We start from the raw sequence: 24,601 nt of genomic DNA on the forward strand, positions 1-24,601 counted from the left end.
AGCGGGGGGCCGCGCGCCTTAGGGTGCGCGCGAAAGGATGCCGCGGTGCAGCACGATCCGGTTCTTCCCCCAGGCGCGACGCTGATCACGCCCACCGCCCCCATCCGCATCGCCGCGCATGGGGCGCGGGCGAAGTGCCTGCAACGCCTGATCCGCCTCGGCCTGCCGGTGCCGCGCACCGTCGCGCTGGACGCCGCGACCGTCGCCATGCTGGCCGAGGGCGGCACTATCGACACGCGCGCGGTTCTGGCGGCGTTCGGACCCGATACGCTGGTGTCGATCCGCCCTTCGAGCGGCCAGCACGAATGGGGCGGCCCGGCCAGCGTGCTGAACGCGGGCATGAACGACGCGCGCCATGCGGTGCTGTCGGGCCGCATCGGGGCGGACAAGGCGCTGCGCCTTCATGCGCGCTTCATCCGGTCCTATGCGATGGTGGTGGCGGGCGTCGATTGCGGCGGGGCGGACGACATCCCCGCCATGCTGGCCGCGTTCGAGGCCGCGCATGGCCGGCCCTTCCCGCAGGATCCGGCGGTGCAACTGGCCGATGTGCTGCGCGGCATGGCGGCGGCCTGGAACGCGCCCACGGCCCGCCTGCTGCGCGCGGCGCGCGGCGCGCCCGACGACGCGGCGCTGGGTCTCGTCGTGCAGCAGATGGTGCTGGGCGTCGGCGATCCCGCGCTGGGCGAGGACGGCGCGGGCGTGATCCAGTTCGTCGACGGCGAGACGGGCCGTCCGCGCATCGTCGGGCGCTATCTGTCGCAAAGCCAGGGCCGCGATGCGTTGCAGGGGCAGGGCGCGCTTTACCTCACGTCCGATCCGCGCGGACCGGCCTTGCAGGACGTCTATCCGCAGGTCTTCATGGATTTGCAGCATTACGGAACGCTCTGCCGCACCCGCCTGCGCGAAGAAATGCAGATCGAGTTCACGTTGCAGGACGGCGCGCTTTACGTTCTCGACGCGGTCGGCGTGCAGCGATCCACCCGCGCCGCCCTGCGCATCGCCGTGACGCTGGCCACCGACGGCATCATCCCCGAGGCCGAAGCGGTGTCGCGCGTGCAGCCGCGCGCGCTGCTCAACGTGCTGCACCGCCGTATTCGGCCCGGTGCAGGGGGGGCCGAGATCGGCAGGGGCATCGCCGCATCGCCGGGGGCGGCGACGGGCGCGCTGGTCCTTACCGCCGCCGATGCCCATGCCGCCGGCGCGCGGGGCGAGGCGTGTATCCTCGTGCGGTCCGAAACGGTGCCCGAGGACGTGCTGGGCATGCACGCCGCCGCCGGCATCCTGACCGTGCGCGGCGGCGTCAGCAGCCATGCCGCCGTCATCGCGCGGGGGCTGGGCCTGCCCTGCGTCGTCGGCGCCGCGGGCCTGTCGCTGGATGCGGGGCAGGGCCTGATGGTCGCCAGCGACGGTCGGGTGCTGCATTCGGGGCAGACCGTGACGCTGGACGGTCATGGGGGACGGGTAATCGCGGGGGCCGTTCCGCTGGTCGAGCCGATGCTGGACGACGCCTTCGCCACCCTGCTGTCCTGGGCGGACGAGGTGCGCGACATCGGCGTGCGCGCCAATTGCGACACCCCGTCCGAGGCGCAGACGGCCGCGCGGTTCGGCGCCGAGGGAATCGGCCTTTGCCGGACCGAGCACATGTTCTTCGAACCCGACCGTCTGGCCGTCATGCGCGAGATGATCTTCGCCGAAGATCCGCAGGATCGCGCCCGCGCGCTGGCGCGTCTGCTGCCCGTGCAGCGCGCCGATTTCACCGAGCTTTTCGCGATCATGGCCGGGCGGCCGGTCTGCATCCGTCTGCTCGACCCGCCCCTGCATGAATTCCTGCCGTCGGATGCGGACGGCATCGCCGCGATGGCCGCGGCCCTGCATATCGCGCCCGATGCCGCCCGTCGCCGCGCCGCCGCGCTTGCCGAAGCGAACCCGATGCTGGGCATGCGCGGCGTGCGGCTGGGGATCGCCATCCCCGAAATCTACGACATGCAGGCCCGCGCCATATTCGAGGCAGCTGCTGCCCAGGGCGATGTCGTGCCCGAGGTGATGATCCCGCTGGTTTCGGCCCGGCGCGAGGTCGATCTGGTCGCCGCCCGCATCGCCGCCGTGGCCCGATCCGTCCGCGACGAGATGGGCGTTCCGCTGGAATACCGGCTGGGCGTGATGGTCGAGACGCCGCGCGCGGCCCTGCGCGCCGACGAGATCGCCGAAGCCGCATCGTTCCTCAGCTTCGGGACCAACGACCTGACCCAGATGACCTATGGCCTGTCGCGCGACGATGCCGGGCGGTTCCTGTCGTCCTATGTCGCGCAGGGCGTCTTTGCCGACGATCCGTTCCTGCGGCTCGACATGGATGGCGTGGGCGAATTGCTGCGGATCGGCGCCGAGCGCGGACGCCGCGCGCGGCCCGACGTGACCCTGTCGATCTGCGGCGAACACGGCGGCGATCCCGACAGCATCGACTTCAGCCGCGCGGCGGGGTTCGACTACGTCTCGTGCTCGCCCTTCAGGGTGCCGGTGGCGCGGCTGGCGGCGGCGCATCTGGCCATCCGCGACCGCGGCGGCAGCCTGACCGCGCCGCCCGAACGCTGAGATCGGCAAGGAACCGCCAAGCGGATGCCCGCCGGGTTTCCCCCAGCGTCAAGACCATCTAGCAGCGGCGCAACCCCAACTTACCCCGATCGGAACGGATGATGACGCTTGTCGCCTCGGCCCGCCGTGCCGCCTTTCTGTTGCTTCTCTGCGCCCCCGCCTTCGCCGATACGGGCAGCCCGGTCGCTGCCGACACGTCGCCCCTGGCGGTGCTGGGCGACGATGCGCCGTTGATCGAACCCAGTCGCGGCGCGGGCCTTTCACGGCTTTTGCGCGAACCCCGCCTGCCGCCCGGCGCGGATTTCGCCAGAACCGACACCTATCTGGACACGTTGCCAGCGGCCAGTGGCGATGCGGAATGGCAATGCCTGTCCGAAGCGCTTTATTTCGAGGCGCGCGGCGAAAGCGCCGAGGGGCTGTTCGCGGTGGCCGAGGTGATCCTGAACCGGCGCGACAGCGGCCTTTATCCCGCCACCGTCTGCGCCGTGGTCAGCCAAGGCACCGGACGGCGCTATCAGTGTCAGTTCAGCTATGCTTGCGACGGCGCCAGCGATGCCATCCACGAGCCCGAGGCGTTCGTTCGCGTCGGCAAGGTGGCGCGCCTGATGCTGGACGACGCGCCGCGCGATCTGACCGGCGGCGCCTTGTTCTATCACACCAAATCCGTCAGCCCTTACTGGAGCCATCGGTTCGATCATTCCGCGACCATCGGCGCGCATCTGTTCTATACCAGCGGCTAGGGGGTTTCGTCGCGCCGGGCGTTGCCCTATTGCGCGGCCAGGCCCGGCGGCGAGGAAGGTTCCGATGGCGGACGACACGGCCCTTGCGTTCCAGCATCCCGAAGCGCGGTCGCGGGCCGGTGGTGGCGCGCCCATCCACGACCGCATCTCCCTGCGCGACCACATCGTCGAGGTCGAGATCGGCGCGTTCCAGCCCGAACGCGGCCGCACCCAGCGCATCTGCTTCAACGTGGTGGTCGAGGTGGACAAGCCCGACACCCGCGCCGACGACGTGGACCGCATCCTGTCCTACGACACGATTACCGACGCCATCGCGGCGGAACTCAAGGCCGAACGCATCAACCTTCTGGAAACGCTGGCCGACCGGATCGCCGCGCGGATCCTGGCCGCGCCGCAGGCGCTGCGCTGTTTCGTGCGGATCGAGAAGCTTGATCGCGGGCCGGGCGCGCTGGGGGTCGAGATCGTCCGCTCGGCCGCCGACCGTCCCGTTGCGGCGGACGCGGCCGAAACGCCCCGCCCGCTCATCGTGCTGCTGTCGAACGATGCCATCGCATCGCCGCACCTGACGGGCTGGCTGGATCAACTGGCGGCGCGACTTCCGGTCGTGCTGACGGTGGGGGCCGCGCAGGGGGCCGTGCCGCGATCCGCCTCGCCCGCCGCGCAGCGTCGCATCGACCTTCTGGCGATCGAACAGAACGCCTGGATCCTTGCGGGCCGCGACCGGCGCTGCCTTGTCGTCAACACCCGGACCGAACTCGACTGGGCGATGCGGCACGGGCAGATGACCGTCTGGGCGCCGTCCAAGATCGTGCTGGACAGCCCCGGCGCGCCGTCGGTCCGGGCCGGGGACGCGCCCGCGCTGGCGGCGTGGTTCGCCGACCGGATGCAGGCGCGGGCGCTGCTGGCGATCGGCCCGGACGCCCCCGATACCGCCCTGCCGCTGGTCCGCGCGGATCCGGCGGCCGATCGCCTGCCCGACAGCCCATGACCCGCTTCCGCCCCCTTGCGCAGGGCGGTCGCGCCCGTCCCGCCGGGGCGCTGACGCTTGCGGGCGGCTGGACATGGTTCACCCATGCCGAGGTGCTGGAACGCGGCGCGCCCCCGCGCATCGTGCCCGCCGCCGATCTGCCCGCCGCCGCGCGCGACCGGCTGACCGCCCCGCGCGCGCCGCTGGCGGGACTGGCGCTGGACCGGCCCCGCATCATGGCAATCCTCAACGTCACGCCCGACAGTTTTTCGGATGGCGGCCTGCATGCCGCGCCCGACAGCGCGCGCGCGCAGGCCGAGGCGCTGATCGCGGCGGGCGCCGACATTCTGGACATCGGCGGCGAAAGCACACGGCCCGGCGCGCAGACCCTGCCCGATGGGGACGAAGCGGCGCGCATCGTCCCCGCCGTTCAAGCGGCGCGCGCCGTCTGGTCCGGCCCGATCAGCATGGACACGCGCAAGGCAGGCGTCGCGCGCGCCGCCGTCGCGGCCGGTGCGTCCTTCGTCAACGATGTCGCGGCGCTGACGTTCGATCCAGGCATGGCCGCCTTCGTCGCGGAAACCGCGCTGCCCGTTTGTCTGATGCACGCGCAGGGCACGCCCGAAACGATGCAGCGCGATCCGCATTACGACGACGTGGTGCTGGACGTGCTGGACTGGCTCGAGGCACGGATCGACGCCGCCGTCGCCGCCGGTATTCCGCGCGACCGCATCGCGGTCGATCCGGGCATCGGGTTCGGCAAGACGCTGGACCATAACCTTGCGCTGCTGGCCAAGCTGTCGGTCTTTCACGATCTGGGCTGTGCCGTGCTGCTGGGCGCGTCGCGCAAGCGGTTCATCGGCACCCTGACGGACACCGACCGCCCTAACCGGCGCATGCCGGGATCGCTGGCGGTGGCCCTTGCGGCGGTGGCGCAGGGTGTGCAGATCGTCCGCGTGCATGATATGGCCGAAACGCGCGCCGCCCTGACGGTGTGGCGGGCCGCGACGACAGGAGAACGCGAATGACCCGACAGCTTTTCGGGACCGACGGCGTGCGCGGCACGGCCAACACTTACCCGATGACCGCCGACATGGCGATGCGGCTGGCGGCCGCCGCCGGCCGCTATTTCCGGCGCGGCGGCGATGTCGGCGTCCACCGCGTGGTGATCGGCAAGGATACGCGGCTGTCGGGCTACATGTTCGAGACCGCGATGACGGCCGGCTTCACCTCGACCGGCATGAACGTGCTGCTGCTGGGGCCGGTGCCGACGCCCGCCGTGGGGCTGCTGACGCCGTCGATGCGCGCCGATCTGGGCGTGATGATCTCGGCCTCGCACAATCCCCATTACGACAATGGCATCAAGTTTTTCGGTCCCGACGGCTACAAGCTGAGCGACGAGGCCGAGGCCGAGATCGAGGCGCTGGCGCTGGCCGGCGTCGAACCGGCCCGCCCCGAGAATATCGGCCGCGCCAAGCGTATCGACGACGGCCGGTTCCGCTATGCCGAACGCGTGAAGGCGACGCTACCGCCGGGTCAGCGGCTCGACGGGTTGAAGGTGGTCGTGGATTGCGCCAACGGCGCCGCCTATCGCGCCGCCCCCGAGATCCTGTGGGAATTGGGGGCCGAGGTCATCCCGATCGGCGTCACCCCCAACGGTCTGAACATCAACGAGGATTGCGGATCGACCGAGCCCGCCGCCGCGTCGCGCGCGGTGATCGAACACGGCGCCGATATGGGCATCTGCCTCGATGGCGACGCCGACCGGGTGATGATCATCGACGAGGCGGGACGCGTCGCGGATGGCGACCAGATCATGGCGCTTTTCGCGACCCGCTGGGCCGAGCAGGGGCGCCTGTCGGGCGGTACGCTGGTCGCCACGGTGATGAGCAATCTGGGCCTCGAACGGCATTTGCAGGGGCGGGGTCTGGTCCTGCACCGCACCGCCGTGGGCGACCGCTATGTCGTGGCCGCGATGCGCGCGGGCGGCTTCAATCTGGGCGGCGAGCAATCGGGCCACATCGTCATGACCGACCACGCCACCACCGGCGACGGGCTGGTCGCTGGTCTGCAATTCCTGTCCGAGATGGGGCGCACCGGTCAATGCGCCTCGTCTCTTGCCGCGCAGTTCCAGACCGTTCCTCAAAAGCTGCGCAATGTGCGGTTCGGCGGCGGCGATCCGCTGACCGACGCCGCCGTGGTGGCCGCCATCGCCGATGCCGAGGGGATGCTCGCCGGGCAGGGCCGCCTGCTGATCCGCAAGTCCGGCACCGAACCCCTGATCCGCGTCATGGCCGAATGCGAGGATGAAACGCTGCTGGGCCAAGTCGTCGAGAACATCGCCGGCGCGGTGGAACGCGCGGCCTAGGTGCGCGTCAATATCCGGAGGCTGGCCGACCAGGTCGCGGACCCGTGCGGCGAGGCTGGGCGTTCGGTGGGAAAGGAGGCGCCCATGTTTCGACCTTTTATTGCCGCTGCCGTTCCGCTGGCCTTGCTGGCGCTGACCGGCCCCGCATCGGCGCAGACCGGGATGACCTGCGCCGAGTTCATCGCGCTGGATATCGAGGCGCAGAAGCGTACCCTGTCCGAGCTGGCCGAGGACGGGGGCGGCGAGGTGCCGCCCGAGAGCCTGATCGCCGGAGAGGAGCAGGTGACGCTGATCGTTGCGGCCTGCGCGGCCGATCCCGACGCCGCCTTGACCGATAAAACGGTCCGCTGAGCGGGGCTTCCAGGGTATGCGCGGGCTTGCCGGATCGCGGATGCGGTTCGGTTGGCCGTGACGGGGACACGGGCCGGCCTGCGCGGTGCGGAAGGTGGCGGACCGGGCGGTATCCTGTATCATCGGCGCGACGACCGATTGTCCCTTGCAACGAAGGTGCCGCCCGATGACCGATACCGACGAGACCCGCAGTCCCGAAGCGCGCGCCGCCGCCATCGCCGATGCGCTGCCGCGACAGATCGCGCGGGCGCAGGCTTTGCCGGGTTACGCGGCCTTGTGCGATGCGGATGCGGGCGGCGTGACGGACCGCGCGGCGCTGGCGCGACAGCCGGTGCTGCGCAAGGCCGATCTGGTCGCGGCGCAGAAGGCGGCGCCGCCTTTCGGCGGGCTGGCCGGGCCTGCGACGGATTTCACCCATGTATTCCAGTCGCCTGGCCCCATCTACGAGCCGGGGCGCATCGACGGCGACTGGTTCCGGCTGGGCCGGTTCCTGCGCGCCTGCGGGATCGGGGCGGACGATCTGGTGCAGAACTGCTTCGGCTATCATCTGACGCCGGCCGGGATGATGTTCGAAAGCGGCGCGCGGGCGGTCGGGGCGCGGGTTCTGCCCGCCGGCACGGGCCAGACCGAATTGCAGGCGCAGGCGGCCGCCGATCTGGGCGTCACGGCCTATGCAGGCACCCCCGATTTCCTGAAGGCGATCCTGGAGAAGGCCGATGCGATGGGGCTGGGTCTGGGCATCGGGAAGGCCGCGGTAAGCGGCGGCGCGCTCTTTCCGTCGCTGCGCCAGTTCTATGCCGATCGCGGCATCGATTGCCGGCAATGCTATGCCACCGCCGATCTGGGGCTGATCGCCTATGAATCGGACGCGATGGAGGGGATGATCGTGGACGAGGGCGTCATCGTCGAGATCGTCACCCCCGGCACCGGCGACCCGGTGGATGACGGCGATGTCGGCGAGGTCGTCGTCACCACGCTGAACCCCGATTATCCGCTGATCCGCTTCGCCACGGGCGATCTGTCGGCGGTGCTGCCGGGCGTGTCCCCCTGCGGACGGACCAACATGCGGATCAAGGGCTGGATGGGGCGCGCGGACCAGACGGCGAAGGTCAAGGGCATGTTCGTGCGGCCGGAACAGGTGGCGGCGCTGGTCGCGCGCCATCCCGAGGTCGCGCGCGCCCGTGTGACGGTGACGCGCCGGGACGAGGCCGACGCGATGGCCGTGGCGCTGGAAACGGACGCGCCGGGCGACCTGGCCGGTTACGAGGCATCGGTGCGCGAGGTGCTAAAGCTGCGCGGAACCGTCAGCGTCTTGGCGCCCGGCAGTCTGTCGCGCGACGGCAAGGTGATCGACGATCAACGGACATACGAGGGATAGGGAATGCGGATCATCGGGATGATGCTGGCCGCCGGGCTGGCAACCGGCGCGGCGCAGGCCGACGAGGTGGCGCTGCTGCTGGGCAACGCGCAATACGACGACGGCATGCTGGTCGAGGATGCGGGGCGCGTGGCCGATGCCGGCGACGCACTGGACGCGGCGGGCGTGGACGTGGTGCGCCTGACGGACGGCGACCGGCGCGACGTGGTGCAGGCGCTGCGCCGGGCCGAGGCGATGGCGGGCGATGCCGACGCGCTGGTGATCGCGCTGGCCGGGCGTTTTGTCCATGCGGGAACCGAGACGTGGTTCCTGCCCGTCGATGCCGAACCCGAGACGCTGGCCGACATGTTGGAGGACGGCCTGCCGCTGTCGATCCCGCTGGCGCTGCTGGCGCGGCATACGGGCCGCGCGCTGCTGGTGCTGTCGCCGGGCGGCGTGGACGGGGCAGAGGGCCTGTTGATGCCGGGGCTGGGCGATCTGGAGATTCCGCAGGGCGTCGGCGTCATCGTCGGGCCGCCCAAGGCCGCCGCGCGGCTGCTGCGCGACACGCTGGCAGTGCCGGACGCGTCGTTCGCCGATGCCGTCGCCGATGACAGGGCGCTGACCGGGCAGGGGTTCCTGCCGCGGGGCGCCAGCCTGCTGACCGGGGACGCGGGGGCGGCGTCACCGTCGCGGGACGATGCCGAGCGGCTGGCCTGGGCGCTGGCCGGGCAGCGCGACGATGCGGACGGGTACCGCGCCTATCTGGACAGGTATCCGTCCGGCCCCGAGGCCGCCGAGGCGCGCAGGCGGCTGGACGCGATCAGCGACGAGCCCAACCGCGCCGAGCGTCTGGCCGAGGAGGCGCTGGCGCTGTCGGCGGACCGCCGGCGCGCGATCCAGCGCAACCTGTCGCTGCTGGGCTATGACACGCGCGGGATCGACGGCATCTTCGGACAGGGCACGCGCAGCGCGCTGCGCGACTGGCAGGCCGATCAGGACCGGGCCGTGACGGGCTATCTGGACGCCGCGCAGATCGACCGGCTGGATGCGCAGGCGACCCGCCGCGCGGCCGAGCTGGACGCCGAGGAGCGCGCCGCGCGCGAGGAGATGCGCCGCAAGGACGATGCCTGGTGGCAGGAGACGGGGGCCGGCAATACGGTCGAGGGCCTGCGCGCCTATTTGCAACGTTATCCCGAGGGGGAACATGCCGCGACGGCGCAGAAGCGGCTGACCGCGCTGACCGGGGCGGAAACCGGGCGCAGGGAGGCCGACGCCTGGGCGCGCGCGCAGGACAAGGGCGATGCGGCGGCCTATCGCGCCTATCTCGACGCGTTTCCGCAAGGGCCGCATGCAGACGAGGCGCGCGCGGCGCTGGACCGCGACGCGGCGCGCGACGCGGCCCGGCAGGCCGAGGTGGCGCTGAACCTCAACCCGGTGATGAAGCGCGCCGCCGAGGAACGGCTGAAGGCGCTGGGCTATGAGCCGGGCAAGGTGGACGGCGAGTTCGACCGCGACACCCGCCGCGCGATCCGCCGCTATCAGGAGGCGGCGGGCCAGCCGGTGACGGGGTTCCTGGATCAGGGCGTGGTGGTGCGGCTGCTGGCCGACAGCCTGCGCGATCTGCTGCGATAGGGCGGCCCGAAACGCAAAAAGGACCGCGCAGGCGGTCCTTTCGACGTCTCGCGGCGGGGCGGTTCAGCCCTGGCGGGCCTTGAACCGGCGCTGCGTCTTGTTGATCACATAGACGCGGCCCTTGCGACGCACCACCTGGCAATCGCGGTGGCGGGTCTTGAGCGAGCGAAGCGAGTTGCGGACTTTCATCGGCACCCTCCATCTGTCGCGGCGCGGGTCGCGCGCCTGTTGCTGTCTGCCGGTTGCCCGGCGGCGGATCGTCGGCGTGGTGGGCGATACTGGGATCGAACCAGTGACCCCTTCGATGTCAACGAAGTGCTCTACCGCTGAGCTAATCACCCTTGCCGTCGCCGGGACGGCCCAAGGGGCCAATCGGGGCCGAAGCCCGCGCCGGTGGGCGGTCCATAAAAGGTTTGCGCAGGGTGTTCAAGGCCTTTCGACGCCCCATTTTAGCGCCTAAGGTGGCGGCGGGTGCAGGGGCGGACGCAAGGGGCGGAATGAGCGATTCCTTCGATCTGATCCTGCCGCGCCGGCGGACGACGCCGGCGATCTTCGCCTCGCCGCATTCGGGGCGCGTCTATACGCGCGAATTCCTGCGCCGCACCGTTCTGACGCCCGACCGGCTGCGGTCGTCAGAGGATGCGTTCATCGACCGGTTGTTCGGGACCGCGCCGGATGCGGGCGCGCCGCTGCTGCTGGCGCAGGTGCCGCGCGCCTGGATCGACCTGAACCGCGCGCCGGACGAATTCGACCCCGCGCTGATCGCCGGGGTGCGGCGCGGGCCGCACAATCCGCGCATCGCTAGCGGGCTGGGCGTCGTGCCGCGCGTGGTGGCGGGCGGGCGGTCCATCTATCGCGGCAAGATCACGCTGGACGAGGCGCGCGGCCGCGTCCGCGATGTCTGGCGTCCCTATCACGCGACCCTGCGGCAACTGGTGGACGAGACGCTGGCCGGGTTCGGCCGGGCGATCCTGATCGACTGCCATTCCATGCCGCACGAGGCGCTGGAGGGGCTGGGACCGCGCGGCGCGCGCCCCGATGTGGTGCTGGGCGACCGGTTCGGCAAGGCCGCGTCGGCCGAGGTGATGGACGCGGTCGAGGCGGCGTTCGTTGGGGCGGGTCTGCGCGTGGGCCGCAACGCGCCCTTCGCGGGGGCCTATACCGCGCAGCATTACGGTCGTCCCGAGCAGGGCAGCCATGTCGTGCAGGTCGAGATCGACCGCGCGCTTTACATGGACGAGACGCGGATCGCCCCTTTGCCGGGTTTCGACGCGTTCGCGGCGGCGATGGCGGGCATCGTCGCCGACATCGCCGCGATCGGCGCGCCGGGGATGCGGCTGGCGGCCGAGTAAGCCGGGCGGCGCCGGATGGGAAACGCCCTGAACCGTTGGAACAACCGCAAGCGGGCGGGATTGTCGATCACTCGACCACAGTTCGAGACAATTCGAGGATTTCGACATGAACAAGACACAACTGGCCATCCCGGCCGCATGTGCGGCGCTGGCCCTGCTGGCGGGTCAGGCGGGTGCGGCGACGCTGGTGTTGAACGGGGCGCCGTTCGGCGCGTCCGGTACAATCAGCGACGGCAACTTCGACATCGAGGACGACACGCGTCTGTCGTTCGACAAGTTCGATCCCAGCCTTGGCAAGCTGACCGGCGTGACGCTGGATTACAGCCTGTCCACCGACCTGACGGGCACGTTCGACTATGCCGGCGACGGCGGAAGCTGGAACGCGAATACCAACGTGAATCTTGGATGGGATGCCGGCGGGTTCGGCGACGGTGACGGCGACGGCGACGGCAACGGTCGTCCGGGCGGCGGATCCGATAGCGTGGACATCGCGGCCGGCATTTCGGGCACCGCGTCGGCCAGCGACCTGTCGAACTTCCTCGGCAGCGGGCAGACGGACGTGTTCGTGAAATACGTCTTCGGGGGCGGCGGCGGACCGGGTGCGTTCGACCTGACCTATACCGCCGATTCGTCCGTCGTGCTGACCTATACCTATGACGCCGACGGTGACGGCGGTAATGGCAACGGCAACGGTGACGGCAATGGCGGCACCCCGCCAGTCGTGCCCTTGCCAGCCGGTCTGCCGCTGCTTCTGGGCGGTTTCGGGGCGCTGGCGTTCCTGCGCCGCCGCCGCGGATAGCGGCCGTGCGGGGCCGTCGTGGCCCCGCGCATCGTCAGCCGTAGGCGGCGACGGGCGTGCCGGCGATGGCGCTCATGTTCAGCAAGCCGCGCGCGGTAATCGCATTGGTGACGATATGGGCGCGGTTGCCCATGCCCATCAGGATCGGCCCGACCTCCAGCCCGTTTGCCTTGACCTTGAGGATGTTGCTGACGCCCGACGCGGCATCGGTATTGGCGAAGACCAGCACGTTGGCCGGACCCTGCATCCGGCTGTTGGGGAACAGGCGGTCGCGCACGGCCGGATCCATCGCGGCGTCGGCATGCATCTCGCCTTCGTAGACGAAGGACCGTTCCTCGGAATCGAGGATATCCAGCGCGGCGCGCATCCGCAGGCCGGTATCGCAATCGTAATTGCCGAATTGCGAATGCGAGCAGAGCGCGACGCGCGGCTCCAGCCCGAAGCGGCGGACATGGCGCGCCGCCCCGATCGCGGTGTCGGCGATCTGGCGCGGCGTCGGGACCGGATTGACATAGGTGTCGGCAATGAACAGCGGACCGTCCTCGAGGATCATCAGCGACAGCGCCCCGGTGGCGCGGTGGGTGGCGTCGCCCAGCACCTGCGTGATGTAGTTCAGGTGCCACAGATACTGGCCCAGAGTGCCGCAGATCATGCTGTCGGCCTGGCCCAGATGCACCATCACCGCGCCGATGGCGGTTGTGTTGGTGCGCATGATCGCCTTGGCGATGTCGGGGGTGACGCCGCGCCGCTGCATGATGGCGTGATAGGTGGTCCAATATTCGCGGTAGCGCGGATCGTCCTCGGGGTTGACGATCTGGAAGTCGCGGTCGGGGCGGATCGCCAGCCCCGAGCGTTCGGCCCGCGCCTCGATCACGTCGGGGCGGCCGATGAGGATGGGGATGTCGGTCGTTTCCTCCAGCATCGCGTTGGCGGCGCGCAGCACACGCTCGTCCTCGCCCTCGGCGAAGACGATGCGGCGGTTGACCTTGGCCGCCGCTTCGAAGATCGGGCGCATCAGCATGGCCGAGCGGAAGACAGACCCGTCGAGCCGCAGCTTGTAGGCCGCCAGATCGTCGAGCGGGCGGGTGGCGACGCCGGTTTCCATCGCGGCCCGCGCGACGGCGGTGGCGACGACGCCCATCAGGCGCGGATCGAACGGTTTTGGGATCAGGTAATCGGGTCCGAAGGTCAGTTGTTCGCCCTGATAGGCGGCCGCCGCCTCGGCGCTGGTGGTGGCGCGGGCGAGGGCGGCGATGCCTTCGATGCAGGCCAGCTTCATCTCGTCGTTGATCTCGGTCGCGCCCACATCCAGCGCGCCACGGAAGATGAACGGAAAGCAGAGGACGTTGTTGACCTGATTGGGAAAATCCGAGCGGCCCGAGGCGATCAGCGCGCCGGGGGCGACGCTGCGCGCGATGTCGGGGTCGATTTCCGGATTAGGGTTGGCCAGCGCGAAGATGATCGGACCCGGCGCCATGCGGGCGACCATTTCCGCCTTGAGCACGCCAGGGCCGGACAGCCCCAGAAAGAGGTCCGCGCCGTCGATGACGTCGCCCAACGCGCGCGGGCCGCCCGGCTGGGCATAGGCGGCCTTCTGCGGGGTCATGTCGGCCTCGCGCCCCTCGTGGACCAGGCCGTGCAGGTCGCAGAGCCAGACGTTTTCGCGCCGCACGCCCAGTTTCAGCAGCATGTCCAGGCAGGCGATGCCCGCGGCGCCCCCGCCGGTCGAGACGACCTTGATGTCGGCCCAGTCCTTGCCGGCGACGCGCAGGGCGTTGGTGGCGGCGGCGCCGACGACGATGGCGGTGCCGTGCTGGTCGTCGTGGAAGACCGGGATGTTCATCCGCTCACGGCAGAGGCGTTCGACGATGAAGCAGTCGGGCGCCTTGATATCTTCCAGATTGATGGCACCGAAGGTGGGTTCCAGCGCGCAGACGATGTCGGCCAGCTTCTCGGGGTCGGCGCAGTTCAGTTCGATATCGAAACAGTCGATATTGGCGAATTTCTTGAACAGGACGGCCTTGCCCTCCATCACCGGCTTGGACGCCAGCGCGCCTATATTGCCGAGGCCCAGAACGGCGGTGCCGTTGCTGACCACGGCCACCAGGTTGGCGCGCGCGGTATAGTCGCGGGCAGTGGCGGGATCGTCGCGGATTTCCAGACACGCCTCGGCCACGCCGGGGGAATAGGCGCGGCTGAGGTCGCGGCCGTTGGCCATGGGCTTGGTCGCCCGGATCTCCAGCTTGCCGGGCTTCGGCAAGCGGTGATAGTCCAGCGCCGCCTGACGCGCGGCGGCGTGCTTGTCGTCGGTCAAAGCGCGACCCTCCCTTTAACGGCCCTGCGATAGCGGATCGGCGGGCCGTGGGGAAGGGCGGTCGCGTCAGTCGTTCGCGCCGCGCCCGGTCTTTGCTTGCAACGCATCGATGCGGCGCGACGCGTCGGCCTTGGTCATGTCGGGATCGAACTCCTCTCCCGCCTCCTCGCTCAGCGTCTTGAGATACGAGGCCTGCGCGCCGGTCATCGGTTCGTCGCCCGTGACCCAATCGTCCACGGGCTTGTCGGCATTGCCGGGCGCGTCGGTCTTGGGGGTGTCGGTCGGCTTGTCCATCGGAAATCCTTTCGGGGCAGTTTCGTTCCCCTAATGTTTCGCGGCCCCGGCGGTTCCCGTCACCCTTTGTCGCGGTTTTCCAGCGCCTCGATCCGGGCGTCGGCCTGCGCCTGGGTCAGGTTGCCGTCGAACGGTTCGTCCAGCTTCTGGCAAAGCTCGCGCAGGCGGACGGCCTGCACTTCGGTCATCGGCTCCTCGGCGGTGGGGCTTTCGCCCGACACGACGGTGCCGCCGATGGGAAATTCGGCGGCGGCGATGGGGTCGGCCTTCTTGCGGTCGGTCATTGTCGTCCCTCCCTTGTGCAGCCCAATGGCGGGGAAGGCGGCCGGGTTCCGCTTGCACCCGTGCGGCCGGCGGGACAGGGTGGGGCATGGACCTGCTGAACGCCGCCCGCGCCGTGCGCGACAATGCCCACGCCCCCTATTCGGGGTTCAAGGTCGGGGCCGCGCTGCTGTCGCGCGAGGGCCGCATCCATGTCGGCTGCAACGTCGAGAACGTGGCCTATCCCGAAGGCACCTGCGCCGAAGCGGGGGCCATCGCGGCGATGATCGCGGCGGGCGACCGGCGCGTTGCCGAGATCGCGGTGATCGCCGACAGCCCCGCCCCCGTGCCCCCCTGCGGCGGATGCCGTCAGAAGCTGGCCGAATTCGCGGATGGCGACGTGGCGGTGACGCTGGCCACCACCGACGGCGCGACCCTGCGGACGAGCGTGGCCGACCTGCTGCCGGGGGCCTTCGGCGCGGCGCATATGGACCGGACCTGAGCTTCATGGGCGTGCGCGCGCTGCTGGACAATCTGCGGCACGGGCGCGACGTGGCGCCCGATGCGCTGGCCGCGTTCGCGCGCGGGCTGGCGGACGGCACCGTCAGCGACGCGCAGGCGGGGGCGTTTGCGATGGCGGTCTGCACCGGGCCGGGGCTGGGCGAGGCGGGGCGCGTGGCGCTGACCCGCGCGATGGCCGATAGCGGCGACAGGCTGGCCTGGCCCGATGCGCCGGGGCCGGTGGTGGACAAGCATTCGACGGGCGGCGTGGGCGACGCGGTGTCGCTGGTGCTGGCGCCGATGCTGGCGGCCTGCGGCGCGGCGGTGCCGATGATCTCGGGCCGGGGGCTGGGGCATACGGGCGGCACCTTGGACAAGCTGGACGCGATACCGGGCCTGAGCGTCGAGCAGGACGAGGACGGGCTGCGGCGGATCGTCGATGCGGCGGGATGCGCCATCGTCGCGGCCAGCGTGCGCGTCGCGCCGGCCGATCGCAGGCTTTATGCCATCCGCGACCAGACGGGGACGGTGGACCAGATCGACCTGATCACTGCGTCGATCCTGTCGAAGAAGCTGGCGGCGGGGCTGGGCGCGCTGGTGCTGGACGTGAAGGTGGGATCGGGCGCCTTCATGCGCGACATCGCCGCCGCGCGGGATCTGGCGCGGGCGCTGGTGGCCACGGCGAACGGCGCGGGGTGCCCGACGGCGGCGCTGCTGACGGACATGGATCGGCCGGTGGCCCCCGCCTGCGGCAACGCGCTGGAAGTCGCGGCGGCGATGGAGGTGCTGGAGGGCGGCGGCGGAAGGCTGGCCGATCTGTCGGTCGCGCTGGGGGCGCGGGTGCTGGCGCTGGCCGGGATCGACGCGCCCGAGACGCGGTTGCGCGCGGCGCTGGCATCCGGCGGGGCGATGGACCGCTTCGGCCGCATGGTGGCAGCGCAGGGCGGGCCGGTGGATTTCGCCGATCGCTGGCGCGGTGCGCTATCCTCGGCGCCGGTCGTGCGCGAGGTTCCGGCGCCGGTCGCGGGGCATGTGGCGCGGATCGACGGCACGGCGCTGGGGCGCATCGTCATCGCCCTTGGCGGCGGGCGCGAGGTGCCGGGCGCGCGCATCGACCCCGCGGTGGGACTGGACCGCATCGCGCGTCTGGGCGACAGGGTGGAGGCGGGGGCGCCGCTGGCCCGCATCCACGCGGCGGATGCCGATGCGGCGGACCGGGCGGCGGCGGCGGTGCTGGCGGCGATCCATGTGGGCGACGCGCGCGCCGTGCCGCCGCTGATTCACGAGGAGGCGGGATGAGCAGGCGGGCCTTTCTGATCGTGCTGGACAGCGTCGGCATCGGCGGCGCGCCCGACGCGGCATCCTTCGGCGACGAGGGGGCCGATACCGTGGGCCATATCCGCAAAGCGACGGGCGTGCGTCTGTCCAACCTCGACGCGCTGGGGCTGGCGGCGGCGCAGAAGCTGGCGAAGGGCGAGGCGGCGGAAGCGCCGGGCATGTGGGGGGCGGCGACCGAGGTGAGCCGGGGCAAGGACACGCCGTCGGGGCATTGGGAACTGGCGGGCGTGCCGGTGCCGTGGGACTGGCACTATTTCCCGCAGGTCGAGGGTTGCTTTCCGGCCGAGCTGGTCGCGCGGATTCGCGATCTGGCGGGGACGGACGGCATTCTGGGCAACCGCCCCGCTTCGGGCACCGCCATCATCGACGCCGAAGGCGCGCGGCATATCGAAACGGGCTGGCCCATCGTCTATACCTCGACCGACAGCGTGGTGCAGATCGCGGCGCACGAGGATGCGTTCGGGCTGGACCGGCTGCTGACCTTGTGCGCGCGGCTGGCGCCCGATCTGCATGCGATGAAGGTCGGGCGGGTGATCGCGCGGCCCTTCGTCGGGCAGCCGGGCGATTTCCGCCGCACGCCCCGGCGGCGCGACTATGCAATTGCCCCGCCCGCGCCCACCTTGTGCGACTGGGTGCAGGCCGCGGGGGGCCGGGTGAACGCGGTGGGCAAGATCGGCGATATCTTCTCGATGCGGGGAATCGACCGGGTGGACAAGGGCACGGATGCCGAATTGCTGGACCATCTTGCCGCAAGGCTGGACGACGCGCCCGGCGGCAGCCTGACGTTCGCCAATTTCGTCGAGTTCGACAGCGAATACGGTCATCGCCGCGATCCGCAGGGCTATGCGCGGCATCTGCAATGGTTCGATGCCGCGCTGCCGCGCCTGCTGGGCGCGATGCGCGACGGCGACATGCTGGTGGTGACAGCGGATCACGGCAACGATCCCACGTTCCGCGGCACCGATCACACCCGCGAACGGGTGCCAGTGCTGGTGGCGGGACTGGGCGACGGCGCGCTGGGCCATGTCGCCTTTGCCGATGTGGGGGCCAGCGTCGCGGCGCATCTGGGCGTGGCCGGCGACGGGCCGGGAAGGAGCTTCTTGTGAACGAATTGCCGAAGGTTGAACTGCATCTGCATCTGGAAGGCGCGGCGCCCCCCGCCTTCATCCGGGGGCTGGCGCGGGAACAGGGCGTCGATCTGTCGGGGATCTTCGACGCGCAGGGCAATTACGCCTATCGCGGTTTCGTGGATTTCCTGCGCGTCTACGAAGCCGCCTGCACGGTGCTGCGGACGCCGCGCGATTTCGGCCGCCTGACCCGCGCCGTGCTGGAGCAAAGCGCCGAGAACGGCGTGATCCATACCGAGGCGTTCGTGTCGCCCGATTTCTGCGGCGGCCGCGATCTGGGCGCGTGGCGCGAATACCTGGCCGCCATCCGCGAGGCGGCCGAGGAGGCCGAGCGCGAGCTGGGCATCGGATTGCGCGTCATCGTCACCTGCATCCGTCATTTCGGTCCCGACGCCGCGCGGCAGACCGCCCGCTGCGCGGCCGAGACGGCGGGCGATTTCGTCACCGGCTTCGGCATCGGGGGGGACGAAGGGCAGGGCAGCAAGGCCGATTTCGCCTGGTCCTTCGACATGGCGCGCGAGGCGGGTCTGCGGCTGACGGCCCATGCGGGCGAATGGGGCGGCCCCGATTCGGTGCGCGACGCGCTGGACCATCTGCGCGTCGAACGCATCGGCCACGGCGTGCGCGCCATCGAGGATCCGGCGCTGGTCGACCGGCTGGCCGAGGACGGCATCGTTCTGGAAGTATGTCCGGGCAGCAACGTGGCGCTGGGCGTCTATCCGTCGATGCGCGACCATCCCATCGAGCGGCTGCGAAAGGCGGGGGTGAAAGTGACGGTTTCGACCGACGATCCCCCCTTCTTCCATACGACGATGCGGCAGGAATACGACGCGCTGCACCGGACGTTCGACTGGGACGAGGGCGTGTTCCGCGACATCGCCGCCACCTCGGCGCGGGCGGCCTTCTGCGACGCTGCCACACGCGACACGCTGCTGGAAAGGATCGGGGCATGACCGAACGGGACGACGGACATCTGACGGTGGTGCGGCATCCGCTGGTGCAGCACAAGCTGACGTTGATGCGCGACCGCGACACGTCCACCGCCGTCTTCCGGCAGCTTCTGCGCGAGATCAGCCTGCTGCTGGCCTATGAGGTGACGCGCGGGCTGGCGATGACGACGCGCCGGATCGAGACGCCGATGTGCCCGATGGAGGCGCCGGTGCTGGAGGGGCGCAAGCTGGCGCTGATCTCGATCCTGCGGGCGGGGAACGGGCTGCTGGACGGGATGCTGGAACTGATCCCGTCGGCGCGGGTCGGCTTCATGGGCCTTTACCGCGACGAGGAGACGCTGAAGCCGGTCGAATACTATTTCAAGGTGCCGATGGATCTGGCCGACCGATTGGTCATCGCGGTCGATCCGATGCTGGCGACCGGCAATTCGTCGGCCGCCGCCATCGACCGGCTGAAAGCGGCCGGCGCCAACGACCTGCGGTTCCTGTGCCTTCTGGCCGCCCCGGAGGGCGTCGCGCGCATGAAAGAGGCGCACCCGGACGTGCCCATCGTCACCGCCGCGCTGGACGAAAGGCTGGACGAGCGCGGCTATATTGTGCCGGGCCTTGGCGATGCGGGCGACCGGATGTTCGGAACGAAATAGCCTAGCGCCCGCAGATGCCCTGAAGCGCCACCCAGGCGCCATCGTCGAGAATCGGGCGCAGGGTGGCGGGATCGGCGCGGGGGGTCGTCGTGGCCGCGCCCGGCGACGCGGCAAGCCAGGGGGCGGGGTCGATCCCCGCTTCGGCAAAGCCCGCCGTCAGCGTCTGCGGGTCCAGCGGCAGCGGGTCCGGTTGCAGCAGATGCAGCGCATAGGCGTCGATCGCGGATTGCGGCACCGCGCCCCGCGTCAGCAATTGCAGCGCGGCGAACGGTCCGGTCGCATGCAGCATCCGCGCCAGCGGGTCGGTGTCGCGGGCGCGCAGGCGTTCGGCGGTGACGTATCCCGCCACCTGTTCGGGACCGTCATACCGTTCCAGCAACGAATGGCCAACGACGAAGATCCGGCCCGGCAGGTGTTCGGCGGTCTCGATCCCGCCGCGCACGACGACGATCTGCCCGCCGCCCCGCCCCAGCAGGCGTTCGGTCAGCCGGTCGAGCGCCGGTCGCGCCGCGTCGGCGCGGCAAGGCGGGCCGGTATAGTCGGCCATCGCGGCCAGAAGCCGCTGGCCGGTCTCGGCCCGCGCGGCCAGCGGCACGACCGACACCGCATGGCGCACCAGCGCGCCCGGCAGCCAGAGGACCGCCGACAGGACAGCGGCCAGCAGCGCCGTCCAGAGGACCGCGCCGCGCAGCCGGCCCCGACGCGGACGGCGGCGGTCGATGGCGGCGGTGAGCGTCGCCAGCGCGTCGATCATGGTTTCGTCCGAAAGCTCCAGCTCCTCTCCGGCATCGGGGCCGGGGGTGTAGAGCGCGGGCAGGGTGCCGGGATTGGTCCGCTCGATGGCCGGCAGCGACCAGTGGGCGAGCGGCCGTTCCGAGCCGTCGAGGATCGACAGCGTCGCATCCCCGAGCGAGACATAGACATCGCGCCGCTGCGCGCCACGCGCCTCGCGCCACAGGCCCGGTGCTTCGAGCCGCTGATAGCTTGTCAATGCGGTCATGTGCCTGCGGGCGGTCCCGATGCCGCCATTCCCCGATCGGGCGGCACACTAGGCCGGGACGCGGATCGCTTCAATGCGCGACCGCCCTACAGATCGGCCGCGCGGCGGCGCAGGTCGTATTTCTGGATCTTGCCGGTGGCCGTCTTGGGCAGTTCCTGAAAGACGATGCGCGCCGGGGTCTTGAAGCCCGCCAGCCTTTCGCGCGCGAAGGCGATCAGGGCGGCCTCGTCCACCGTCGCGCCGCGCTTGAGTTCGACGAAGGCGCACGGCACCTCGCCCCAGCGGGCATCGGGGCGCGCGACCACGGCGCAGAGCGAGACGGCCGGATGGTGCATCAGCACGCCCTCGACCTCGACCGAGCTGACGTTTTCGCCGCCCGAAATGATGATGTCCTTGGCGCGGTCCACGATCTGCATGTGGCCGTCGGGATGCCGGACGGCCAGATCGCCCGAGCGGAACCAGCCGCCATCGAAGGCGGCGCGGGTGGCGGCATCGTCGCGGTAATAGCCCTTCATCACGCAATTGCCGCGCATCGCGATTTCCCCCTGCGCGGTCCCGTCCAGGGCGACGGGCCGGCCGACATCGTCCAGCACGGTGATTTCCTCCATCATCGGCATGCCGACGCCCTGACGGGCCTGCAGCGCCGCCCGCTGGGACGGGGGCAGGTCGTGCCATTCGGGCGACCAGGGGCATTCGGTGACGTGCCCGTGCGTTTCGGTCAGGCCGTAGACATGGGTGACGCGAAACCCCAGCCCCTCCATCGCGGCCAAGGTCGCGGCGGCGGGCGGCGCGCCGGCGGTATAGACGTGAACGGGATGGTCCATCGGGCGGCGGTCGGCCTCGTCCGCGTTGACCAGCAGGTTCAGCACGATGGGCGCGCCGCCGAAATGGGTCGCGCCCTCGTCGGCGATGGCGTCGTGGATCGCGCGGGCGGTAATGTCGCGGCAGCAGATCGCGGCACCCCCCAGCATCGGCATCGTCCAGACGTGATGCCAGCCGTTGCAGTGAAACAGCGGCACGATGGTCAGCAGCCGCGCGCGGGGCGGCAGCTGCCAGGCGACGGCGGTGCCCATCGTCATCAGATACGCGCCGCGATGCGAATAGACGACGCCCTTGGGCCGCCCGGTGGTGCCGGATGTGTAGTTGAGCGCGATGCTTTCCCATTCGTCCCGCGGCATGTGCCAGGGATGGTGCGCCGCGCCGTCGGCAAGGAACGCGTCCCAGTCGATGTGGCGGCCGGTGGCGGTATGGCCCGCGCCGGGATCGGGCACCTCGACGATGCGGGGGGCGGGACCGTCCATCGCGGCGATGGCGGCTTCGGCCAGCGGGACGAAGGCGGTATCGCACAGGATCAGACGCGCGCCGCCGTGATCCAGGATATAGGCCACCGTATCCACGTCGAGGCGGACGTTGATCGCGTTCAGAACCGCGCCCGCCGCCGGCACGCCGAAATGCGCGATGGCCTGCGCCGCGACGTTGGGCAGGATCGTCGCCACCACGTCGCCCGGCCCGATGCCCGCCACCGCCAGCGCGCCCGCAAGGCGCGAGGCATCGGCATGATAGCGGGCGAATGTCCAGCGGCGGTCGCCATGCACCAGCGCCTCGGCCTGCGGAAAGACGGTGGCGGCGCGGGCGAGATGGGACAGCGGCGTCAGCGGAACGTGGTTCGCAGGATCGCGGTCAAGCCCGGTTTCGTCGTCCAGCCAGCCCATGCGCGCGCCCCCCTGTCGGATGGCCCGAGTATTCGCGCATGGGCAGGTATTGCAAGGGCCGGGCGCGTCGGCACGCCCGGCCCGCCGCGTCAGGCCGCCCGTGCAGCCGCGCCGCCGCCGAAGCGGCCATAGAAGATCGTCCCGTCATCCGCGATCCGGCGCAGCAGGTCGGGGGCGGCGAAGCGCGCGCCGTACTCCCGTTCCAGCGTCTCGCAGATGGCCACCGCGCGGGCGGGTCCAATCATGTCGAGCCAGCCGAAGGGGCCGCCCGACCAGGGCGCGAAGCCCCATCCCAGCACCGCGCCGACATCGCCTTCGCGGATATCCTCCAGCACGCCCTGTTCGAACGCGCGGACGGCTTCGAGCACCTGCGCCATCATCAGGCGGTGCTGCACGCGGGTTAGGTCCGGCTGGTCGCCGGCAACGGGATACTGCCCTTCTAGGCCGTCCCACAGCAGACCGCGCTTGCCCTTGTCGTCATAGGTGTAGAAGCCCGCGCCGGCCTTGCGGCCCAGACGGCCCTGATCGGCCAGCCAGAACAGAACCTCGTCCACCTCGGCGTCGGGATAGGCGTCGCCCATCCCGGCGCGCGTGGCCTTGGCGATCTTGACGCCCAGGTCGATACTGGTCTCGTCCACCAGTTGCAGCGGCCCCAGCGGAAAGCCTAGCAGCTTGGCCGCGTTCTCGATCAGGGCAGGCTCGACCCCTTCCTTCACCATCCGCACGCCTTCGTTGATGTAGGGGATGATGCAGCGGTTGGCGTAGAAGAAGCGCGCATCGTTGACGACGATGGGCGTCTTGCGGATCTGGCGCACGAAATCCAGCGCCTTGGCGACGGCCCGGTCGCCCGTCGCCTCGCCCTTGATGATCTCCACCAGCAGCATCTTGTCCACGGGGCTGAAGAAGTGGATGCCGATGAAGTTTCCGGCATCCTTGCTGGCCTTGGCGAGTTCGCCGATCGGCAGGGTCGAGGTGTTGGTGGCGAAGATGCAATCCGCATCCGTCACCGCATCGACGGCTTTCGTTACCTGAGCCTTGACGCCGATATCCTCGAACACCGCCTCGACGATCAGGTCGCACCCTTTCAGCGCCTCGTAATCGGTGGTGGCGGTGATGCGCCCCATGACCTGCGCCTTCTTTTCGGGCGTCACCTTCTTGCGCTGGATCCCCTTGTCTAGCAGCGATTCGGAATGGGCGCGGCCCCGGTCGGCGGCGTCCTGGTCCTGGTCCAGCAGCACCACGTCGATCCCGGCATTGGCGGCGACATAGGCGATGCCCGCGCCCATCATGCCCGCGCCCAGCACGCCCAGCCGGCGCACCGACTGGTCGGGCGCGTCGGGGCGGTTGGCGCCCTTTTCAAGCGCCTGCTTGTTGATGAACAGGCTGCGGATCATCGCGGTGCTGGTCGGATCCATCAGGACCGACGTGAACCAGCGCGCCTCGATCTTCAGCGCCGTGTCGAACGGCACGAGCGCGCCTTCGTAGATCGCCGACAGCAGCGCCCTGGCGGCCGGAAAGACGCCCTGGGTCTGGCCGTTGACCATCGCCGAGGCGCCCACGAAGGTCATGAAGCCCGCCGGATGATAGGGCGCGCCGCCCGGCATTTTCCAGCCCTTCTGATCCCAGGGCTTGACGATGTCGGCGGGGCCGGCATTCAGCACCCAGTCCTTCGCCGCCTGCATCAGATCGTTCGCGGGAACCACGGCGTCGATCAGCCCGGCGGATTTGGCGCGGGCGGGATCCAGCATCTTGCCTTCCAGCAGGACGGGGGCCGCGGCCATCGCGCCCACCATGCGCGAATAGCGCGTCGTGCCGCCGCCGCCGGGGAAAAGGCCCACCATGATCTCGGGCAGACCGATGCGGCCCTTGCCCTCGGCCATGACGCGGTGATGGCAGGCCAGCGCGATTTCCGTTCCGATCCCGGCGGCGAGGCCCGGAATGGCGCAGGCCACGGGTTTGCCGCCCTTGTTGGTCTTGGGGTCGGCACCCGCGCGTTCCAGCTTGCGCAGGATGCGGTGGCCTTCCATCGTGAAGTCGAAAAGCGCCCGCGCGGGATCGTCGCCCGCCTGGTCGCGGATCGTCGCCAGCACGTTCAGATCCATGCCGCCGGCGAAATCCTTCTTGCCGCTGGTGATGACGATGCCCTTGACGGCATCGTCCGACAGCGCGTCGTCGAGCAGCGCCTCGACCGTGGCGAAGGCATCGCGCGACAGGACGTTCATCGACTTGCCCGGAACGTCCCAGGTGATGATCGCGACGCCGTCGGCGTCCTTCTGCATCGTGAAATCGGTCATGTCCGGTC

Annotated in this window: 22 protein-coding genes and 1 tRNA gene; 15 read left to right on the forward strand and 8 right to left on the reverse strand. The window is 70.4% G+C overall.

From position 1 onward, the window contains the following. Positions 1-45 precede the first annotated feature (45 nt). The 8 genes from OCGS_RS05750 to OCGS_RS05785 all read left to right on the forward strand — a co-directional run bounded on the left by OCGS_RS05750 (position 46) and on the right by OCGS_RS05785 (position 10,007). Positions 46-2,589: a putative PEP-binding protein gene (locus OCGS_RS05750; RefSeq protein ID WP_007426287.1), complete on the forward strand. Its 2,544-nt coding sequence runs from the start codon at positions 46-48 to the stop codon at positions 2,587-2,589. 101 nt (positions 2,590-2,690) lie between these two features. After that, complete coding sequence (locus OCGS_RS05755) at positions 2,691-3,329, forward strand: cell wall hydrolase (RefSeq protein ID WP_238538229.1); 639 nt, start codon at positions 2,691-2,693, stop codon at positions 3,327-3,329. Between the two features lie 64 nt (positions 3,330-3,393). Further along, positions 3,394-4,317, forward strand: coding sequence for a dihydroneopterin aldolase (locus OCGS_RS05760; RefSeq protein ID WP_007426289.1), 924 nt, complete (start codon positions 3,394-3,396; stop codon positions 4,315-4,317). Next, positions 4,314-5,324 carry a dihydropteroate synthase gene (gene folP / locus OCGS_RS05765; RefSeq protein ID WP_007426290.1) on the forward strand — a complete coding sequence of 337 codons (1,011 nt, stop codon included), beginning with the start codon at positions 4,314-4,316 and terminating at the stop codon, positions 5,322-5,324. Before OCGS_RS05760 ends, folP begins: the two co-directional genes overlap by 4 nt. Continuing rightward, a complete protein-coding gene (glmM, locus tag OCGS_RS05770) occupies positions 5,321-6,664 on the forward strand; it encodes a phosphoglucosamine mutase (protein WP_007426291.1) in 1,344 nt (447 codons plus the stop codon). Before folP ends, glmM begins: the two co-directional genes overlap by 4 nt. An 84-nt stretch (positions 6,665-6,748) precedes the next feature. Further along, entirely contained in the window at positions 6,749-7,015 is a 267-nt protein-coding gene (locus tag OCGS_RS05775) for a hypothetical protein (RefSeq protein WP_007426292.1), read from the forward strand. Positions 7,016-7,181: 166 nt separating this feature from the next. Next, positions 7,182-8,393, forward strand: a complete 1,212-nt coding sequence (locus OCGS_RS05780) for a phenylacetate--CoA ligase family protein (RefSeq protein ID WP_007426293.1) — start codon at positions 7,182-7,184, stop codon at positions 8,391-8,393. 3 nt (positions 8,394-8,396) lie between these two features. Further along, the gene (locus OCGS_RS05785) at positions 8,397-10,007 is read left to right on the forward strand and encodes a peptidoglycan-binding domain-containing protein (RefSeq protein ID WP_007426294.1); all 1,611 of its coding nucleotides are present in this window, start codon (positions 8,397-8,399) and stop codon (positions 10,005-10,007) included. Positions 10,008-10,070: 63 nt separating this feature from the next. On the opposite strand, the gene ykgO is transcribed toward OCGS_RS05785, so the two are convergent. Continuing rightward, positions 10,071-10,196: a type B 50S ribosomal protein L36 gene (gene ykgO / locus OCGS_RS05790; protein ID WP_007426295.1), complete on the reverse strand. Its 126-nt coding sequence runs from the start codon at positions 10,194-10,196 to the stop codon at positions 10,071-10,073. Positions 10,197-10,273: 77 nt separating this feature from the next. After that, positions 10,274-10,348: transfer RNA gene (locus tag OCGS_RS05795), tRNA-Val, on the reverse strand. Between the two features lie 156 nt (positions 10,349-10,504). Here OCGS_RS05795 and OCGS_RS05800 point away from each other — a divergent pair. Then, positions 10,505-11,359 carry an N-formylglutamate amidohydrolase gene (locus OCGS_RS05800; protein WP_040610631.1) on the forward strand — a complete coding sequence of 285 codons (855 nt, stop codon included), beginning with the start codon at positions 10,505-10,507 and terminating at the stop codon, positions 11,357-11,359. A gap of 106 nt (positions 11,360-11,465) precedes the next feature. Beyond that, positions 11,466-12,158: a choice-of-anchor E domain-containing protein gene (locus tag OCGS_RS05805; RefSeq protein ID WP_007426297.1), complete on the forward strand. Its 693-nt coding sequence runs from the start codon at positions 11,466-11,468 to the stop codon at positions 12,156-12,158. Between the two features lie 34 nt (positions 12,159-12,192). On the opposite strand, the gene OCGS_RS05810 is transcribed toward OCGS_RS05805, so the two are convergent. The 3 genes from OCGS_RS05810 to OCGS_RS05820 form a co-directional block, all read right to left on the reverse strand. Further along, the gene (locus OCGS_RS05810; protein ID WP_007426298.1) at positions 12,193-14,472 is read right to left on the reverse strand and encodes an NADP-dependent malic enzyme; all 2,280 of its coding nucleotides are present in this window, start codon (positions 14,470-14,472) and stop codon (positions 12,193-12,195) included. 66 nt (positions 14,473-14,538) lie between these two features. After that, complete coding sequence (locus OCGS_RS05815; RefSeq protein ID WP_007426299.1) at positions 14,539-14,766, reverse strand: DUF3072 domain-containing protein; 228 nt, start codon at positions 14,764-14,766, stop codon at positions 14,539-14,541. Between the two features lie 59 nt (positions 14,767-14,825). Continuing rightward, positions 14,826-15,050, reverse strand: a complete 225-nt coding sequence (locus OCGS_RS05820; protein WP_007426300.1) for a DUF3072 domain-containing protein — start codon at positions 15,048-15,050, stop codon at positions 14,826-14,828. Between the two features lie 86 nt (positions 15,051-15,136). Here OCGS_RS05820 and OCGS_RS05825 point away from each other — a divergent pair, with 86 nt between their 5' ends. From OCGS_RS05825 to upp, 5 genes are read left to right on the forward strand one after another with little or no spacing between them, the layout of a single operon-like run. Next, positions 15,137-15,529: a cytidine deaminase gene (locus tag OCGS_RS05825; RefSeq protein WP_007426301.1), complete on the forward strand. Its 393-nt coding sequence runs from the start codon at positions 15,137-15,139 to the stop codon at positions 15,527-15,529. Between the two features lie 5 nt (positions 15,530-15,534). After that, positions 15,535-16,827 (forward strand): thymidine phosphorylase, encoded by a 1,293-nt coding sequence (locus OCGS_RS05830; RefSeq protein WP_007426302.1) that lies wholly within the window; start codon positions 15,535-15,537, stop codon positions 16,825-16,827. Next, a complete protein-coding gene (locus OCGS_RS15430; RefSeq protein WP_007426303.1) occupies positions 16,824-17,972 on the forward strand; it encodes a phosphopentomutase in 1,149 nt (382 codons plus the stop codon). Before OCGS_RS05830 ends, OCGS_RS15430 begins: the two co-directional genes overlap by 4 nt. After that, a complete protein-coding gene (locus OCGS_RS05840) occupies positions 17,969-18,946 on the forward strand; it encodes an adenosine deaminase (RefSeq protein ID WP_007426304.1) in 978 nt (325 codons plus the stop codon). The genes OCGS_RS15430 and OCGS_RS05840 overlap by 4 nt, the downstream gene beginning before the upstream one ends. After that, the gene (gene upp, locus OCGS_RS05845; protein ID WP_007426305.1) at positions 18,943-19,587 is read left to right on the forward strand and encodes a uracil phosphoribosyltransferase; all 645 of its coding nucleotides are present in this window, start codon (positions 18,943-18,945) and stop codon (positions 19,585-19,587) included. Before OCGS_RS05840 ends, upp begins: the two co-directional genes overlap by 4 nt. Position 19,588: 1 nt before the next feature. Here upp and OCGS_RS05850 read toward each other — a convergent pair whose 3' ends face one another. The 3 genes from OCGS_RS05850 to OCGS_RS05860 form a co-directional block, all read right to left on the reverse strand. Next, positions 19,589-20,587, reverse strand: a complete 999-nt coding sequence (locus tag OCGS_RS05850; protein ID WP_007426306.1) for a hypothetical protein — start codon at positions 20,585-20,587, stop codon at positions 19,589-19,591. 86 nt (positions 20,588-20,673) lie between these two features. Then, the gene (locus OCGS_RS05855) at positions 20,674-22,299 is read right to left on the reverse strand and encodes an AMP-binding protein (protein ID WP_007426307.1); all 1,626 of its coding nucleotides are present in this window, start codon (positions 22,297-22,299) and stop codon (positions 20,674-20,676) included. A gap of 89 nt (positions 22,300-22,388) precedes the next feature. Then, positions 22,389-24,593: a 3-hydroxyacyl-CoA dehydrogenase NAD-binding domain-containing protein gene (locus OCGS_RS05860; protein WP_007426308.1), complete on the reverse strand. Its 2,205-nt coding sequence runs from the start codon at positions 24,591-24,593 to the stop codon at positions 22,389-22,391. Positions 24,594-24,601: the final 8 nt, after the last annotated feature.

This window comes from Oceaniovalibus guishaninsula JLT2003 (assembly GCF_000299575.1).
Taxonomy (GTDB): domain Bacteria; phylum Pseudomonadota; class Alphaproteobacteria; order Rhodobacterales; family Rhodobacteraceae; genus Palleronia; species Palleronia guishaninsula.

Coding starts and splice junctions, on each gene's coding strand:
- OCGS_RS05755 (WP_238538229.1), top strand. CDS start 2,691: ATGACGCTTGTCGCCTCGGCCCGCCGTGCCGCCTTTCTGTTGCTTCTC.
- OCGS_RS05760 (WP_007426289.1), top strand. CDS start 3,394: ATGGCGGACGACACGGCCCTTGCGTTCCAGCATCCCGAAGCGCGGTCG.
- folP (WP_007426290.1), top strand. CDS start 4,314: ATGACCCGCTTCCGCCCCCTTGCGCAGGGCGGTCGCGCCCGTCCCGCC.
- glmM (WP_007426291.1), top strand. CDS start 5,321: ATGACCCGACAGCTTTTCGGGACCGACGGCGTGCGCGGCACGGCCAAC.
- OCGS_RS05775 (WP_007426292.1), top strand. CDS start 6,749: ATGTTTCGACCTTTTATTGCCGCTGCCGTTCCGCTGGCCTTGCTGGCG.
- OCGS_RS05780 (WP_007426293.1), top strand. CDS start 7,182: ATGACCGATACCGACGAGACCCGCAGTCCCGAAGCGCGCGCCGCCGCC.
- OCGS_RS05785 (WP_007426294.1), top strand. CDS start 8,397: ATGCGGATCATCGGGATGATGCTGGCCGCCGGGCTGGCAACCGGCGCG.
- ykgO (WP_007426295.1), bottom strand. CDS start 10,196: ATGAAAGTCCGCAACTCGCTTCGCTCGCTCAAGACCCGCCACCGCGAT.
- OCGS_RS05800 (WP_040610631.1), top strand. CDS start 10,505: ATGAGCGATTCCTTCGATCTGATCCTGCCGCGCCGGCGGACGACGCCG.
- OCGS_RS05805 (WP_007426297.1), top strand. CDS start 11,466: ATGAACAAGACACAACTGGCCATCCCGGCCGCATGTGCGGCGCTGGCC.
- OCGS_RS05815 (WP_007426299.1), bottom strand. CDS start 14,766: ATGGACAAGCCGACCGACACCCCCAAGACCGACGCGCCCGGCAATGCC.
- OCGS_RS05820 (WP_007426300.1), bottom strand. CDS start 15,050: ATGACCGACCGCAAGAAGGCCGACCCCATCGCCGCCGCCGAATTTCCC.
- OCGS_RS05825 (WP_007426301.1), top strand. CDS start 15,137: ATGGACCTGCTGAACGCCGCCCGCGCCGTGCGCGACAATGCCCACGCC.
- OCGS_RS05830 (WP_007426302.1), top strand. CDS start 15,535: ATGGGCGTGCGCGCGCTGCTGGACAATCTGCGGCACGGGCGCGACGTG.
- OCGS_RS15430 (WP_007426303.1), top strand. CDS start 16,824: ATGAGCAGGCGGGCCTTTCTGATCGTGCTGGACAGCGTCGGCATCGGC.
- upp (WP_007426305.1), top strand. CDS start 18,943: ATGACCGAACGGGACGACGGACATCTGACGGTGGTGCGGCATCCGCTG.
- OCGS_RS05850 (WP_007426306.1), bottom strand. CDS start 20,587: ATGACCGCATTGACAAGCTATCAGCGGCTCGAAGCACCGGGCCTGTGG.
- OCGS_RS05855 (WP_007426307.1), bottom strand. CDS start 22,299: ATGGGCTGGCTGGACGACGAAACCGGGCTTGACCGCGATCCTGCGAAC.
- OCGS_RS05860 (WP_007426308.1), bottom strand. CDS start 24,593: ATGACCGATTTCACGATGCAGAAGGACGCCGACGGCGTCGCGATCATC.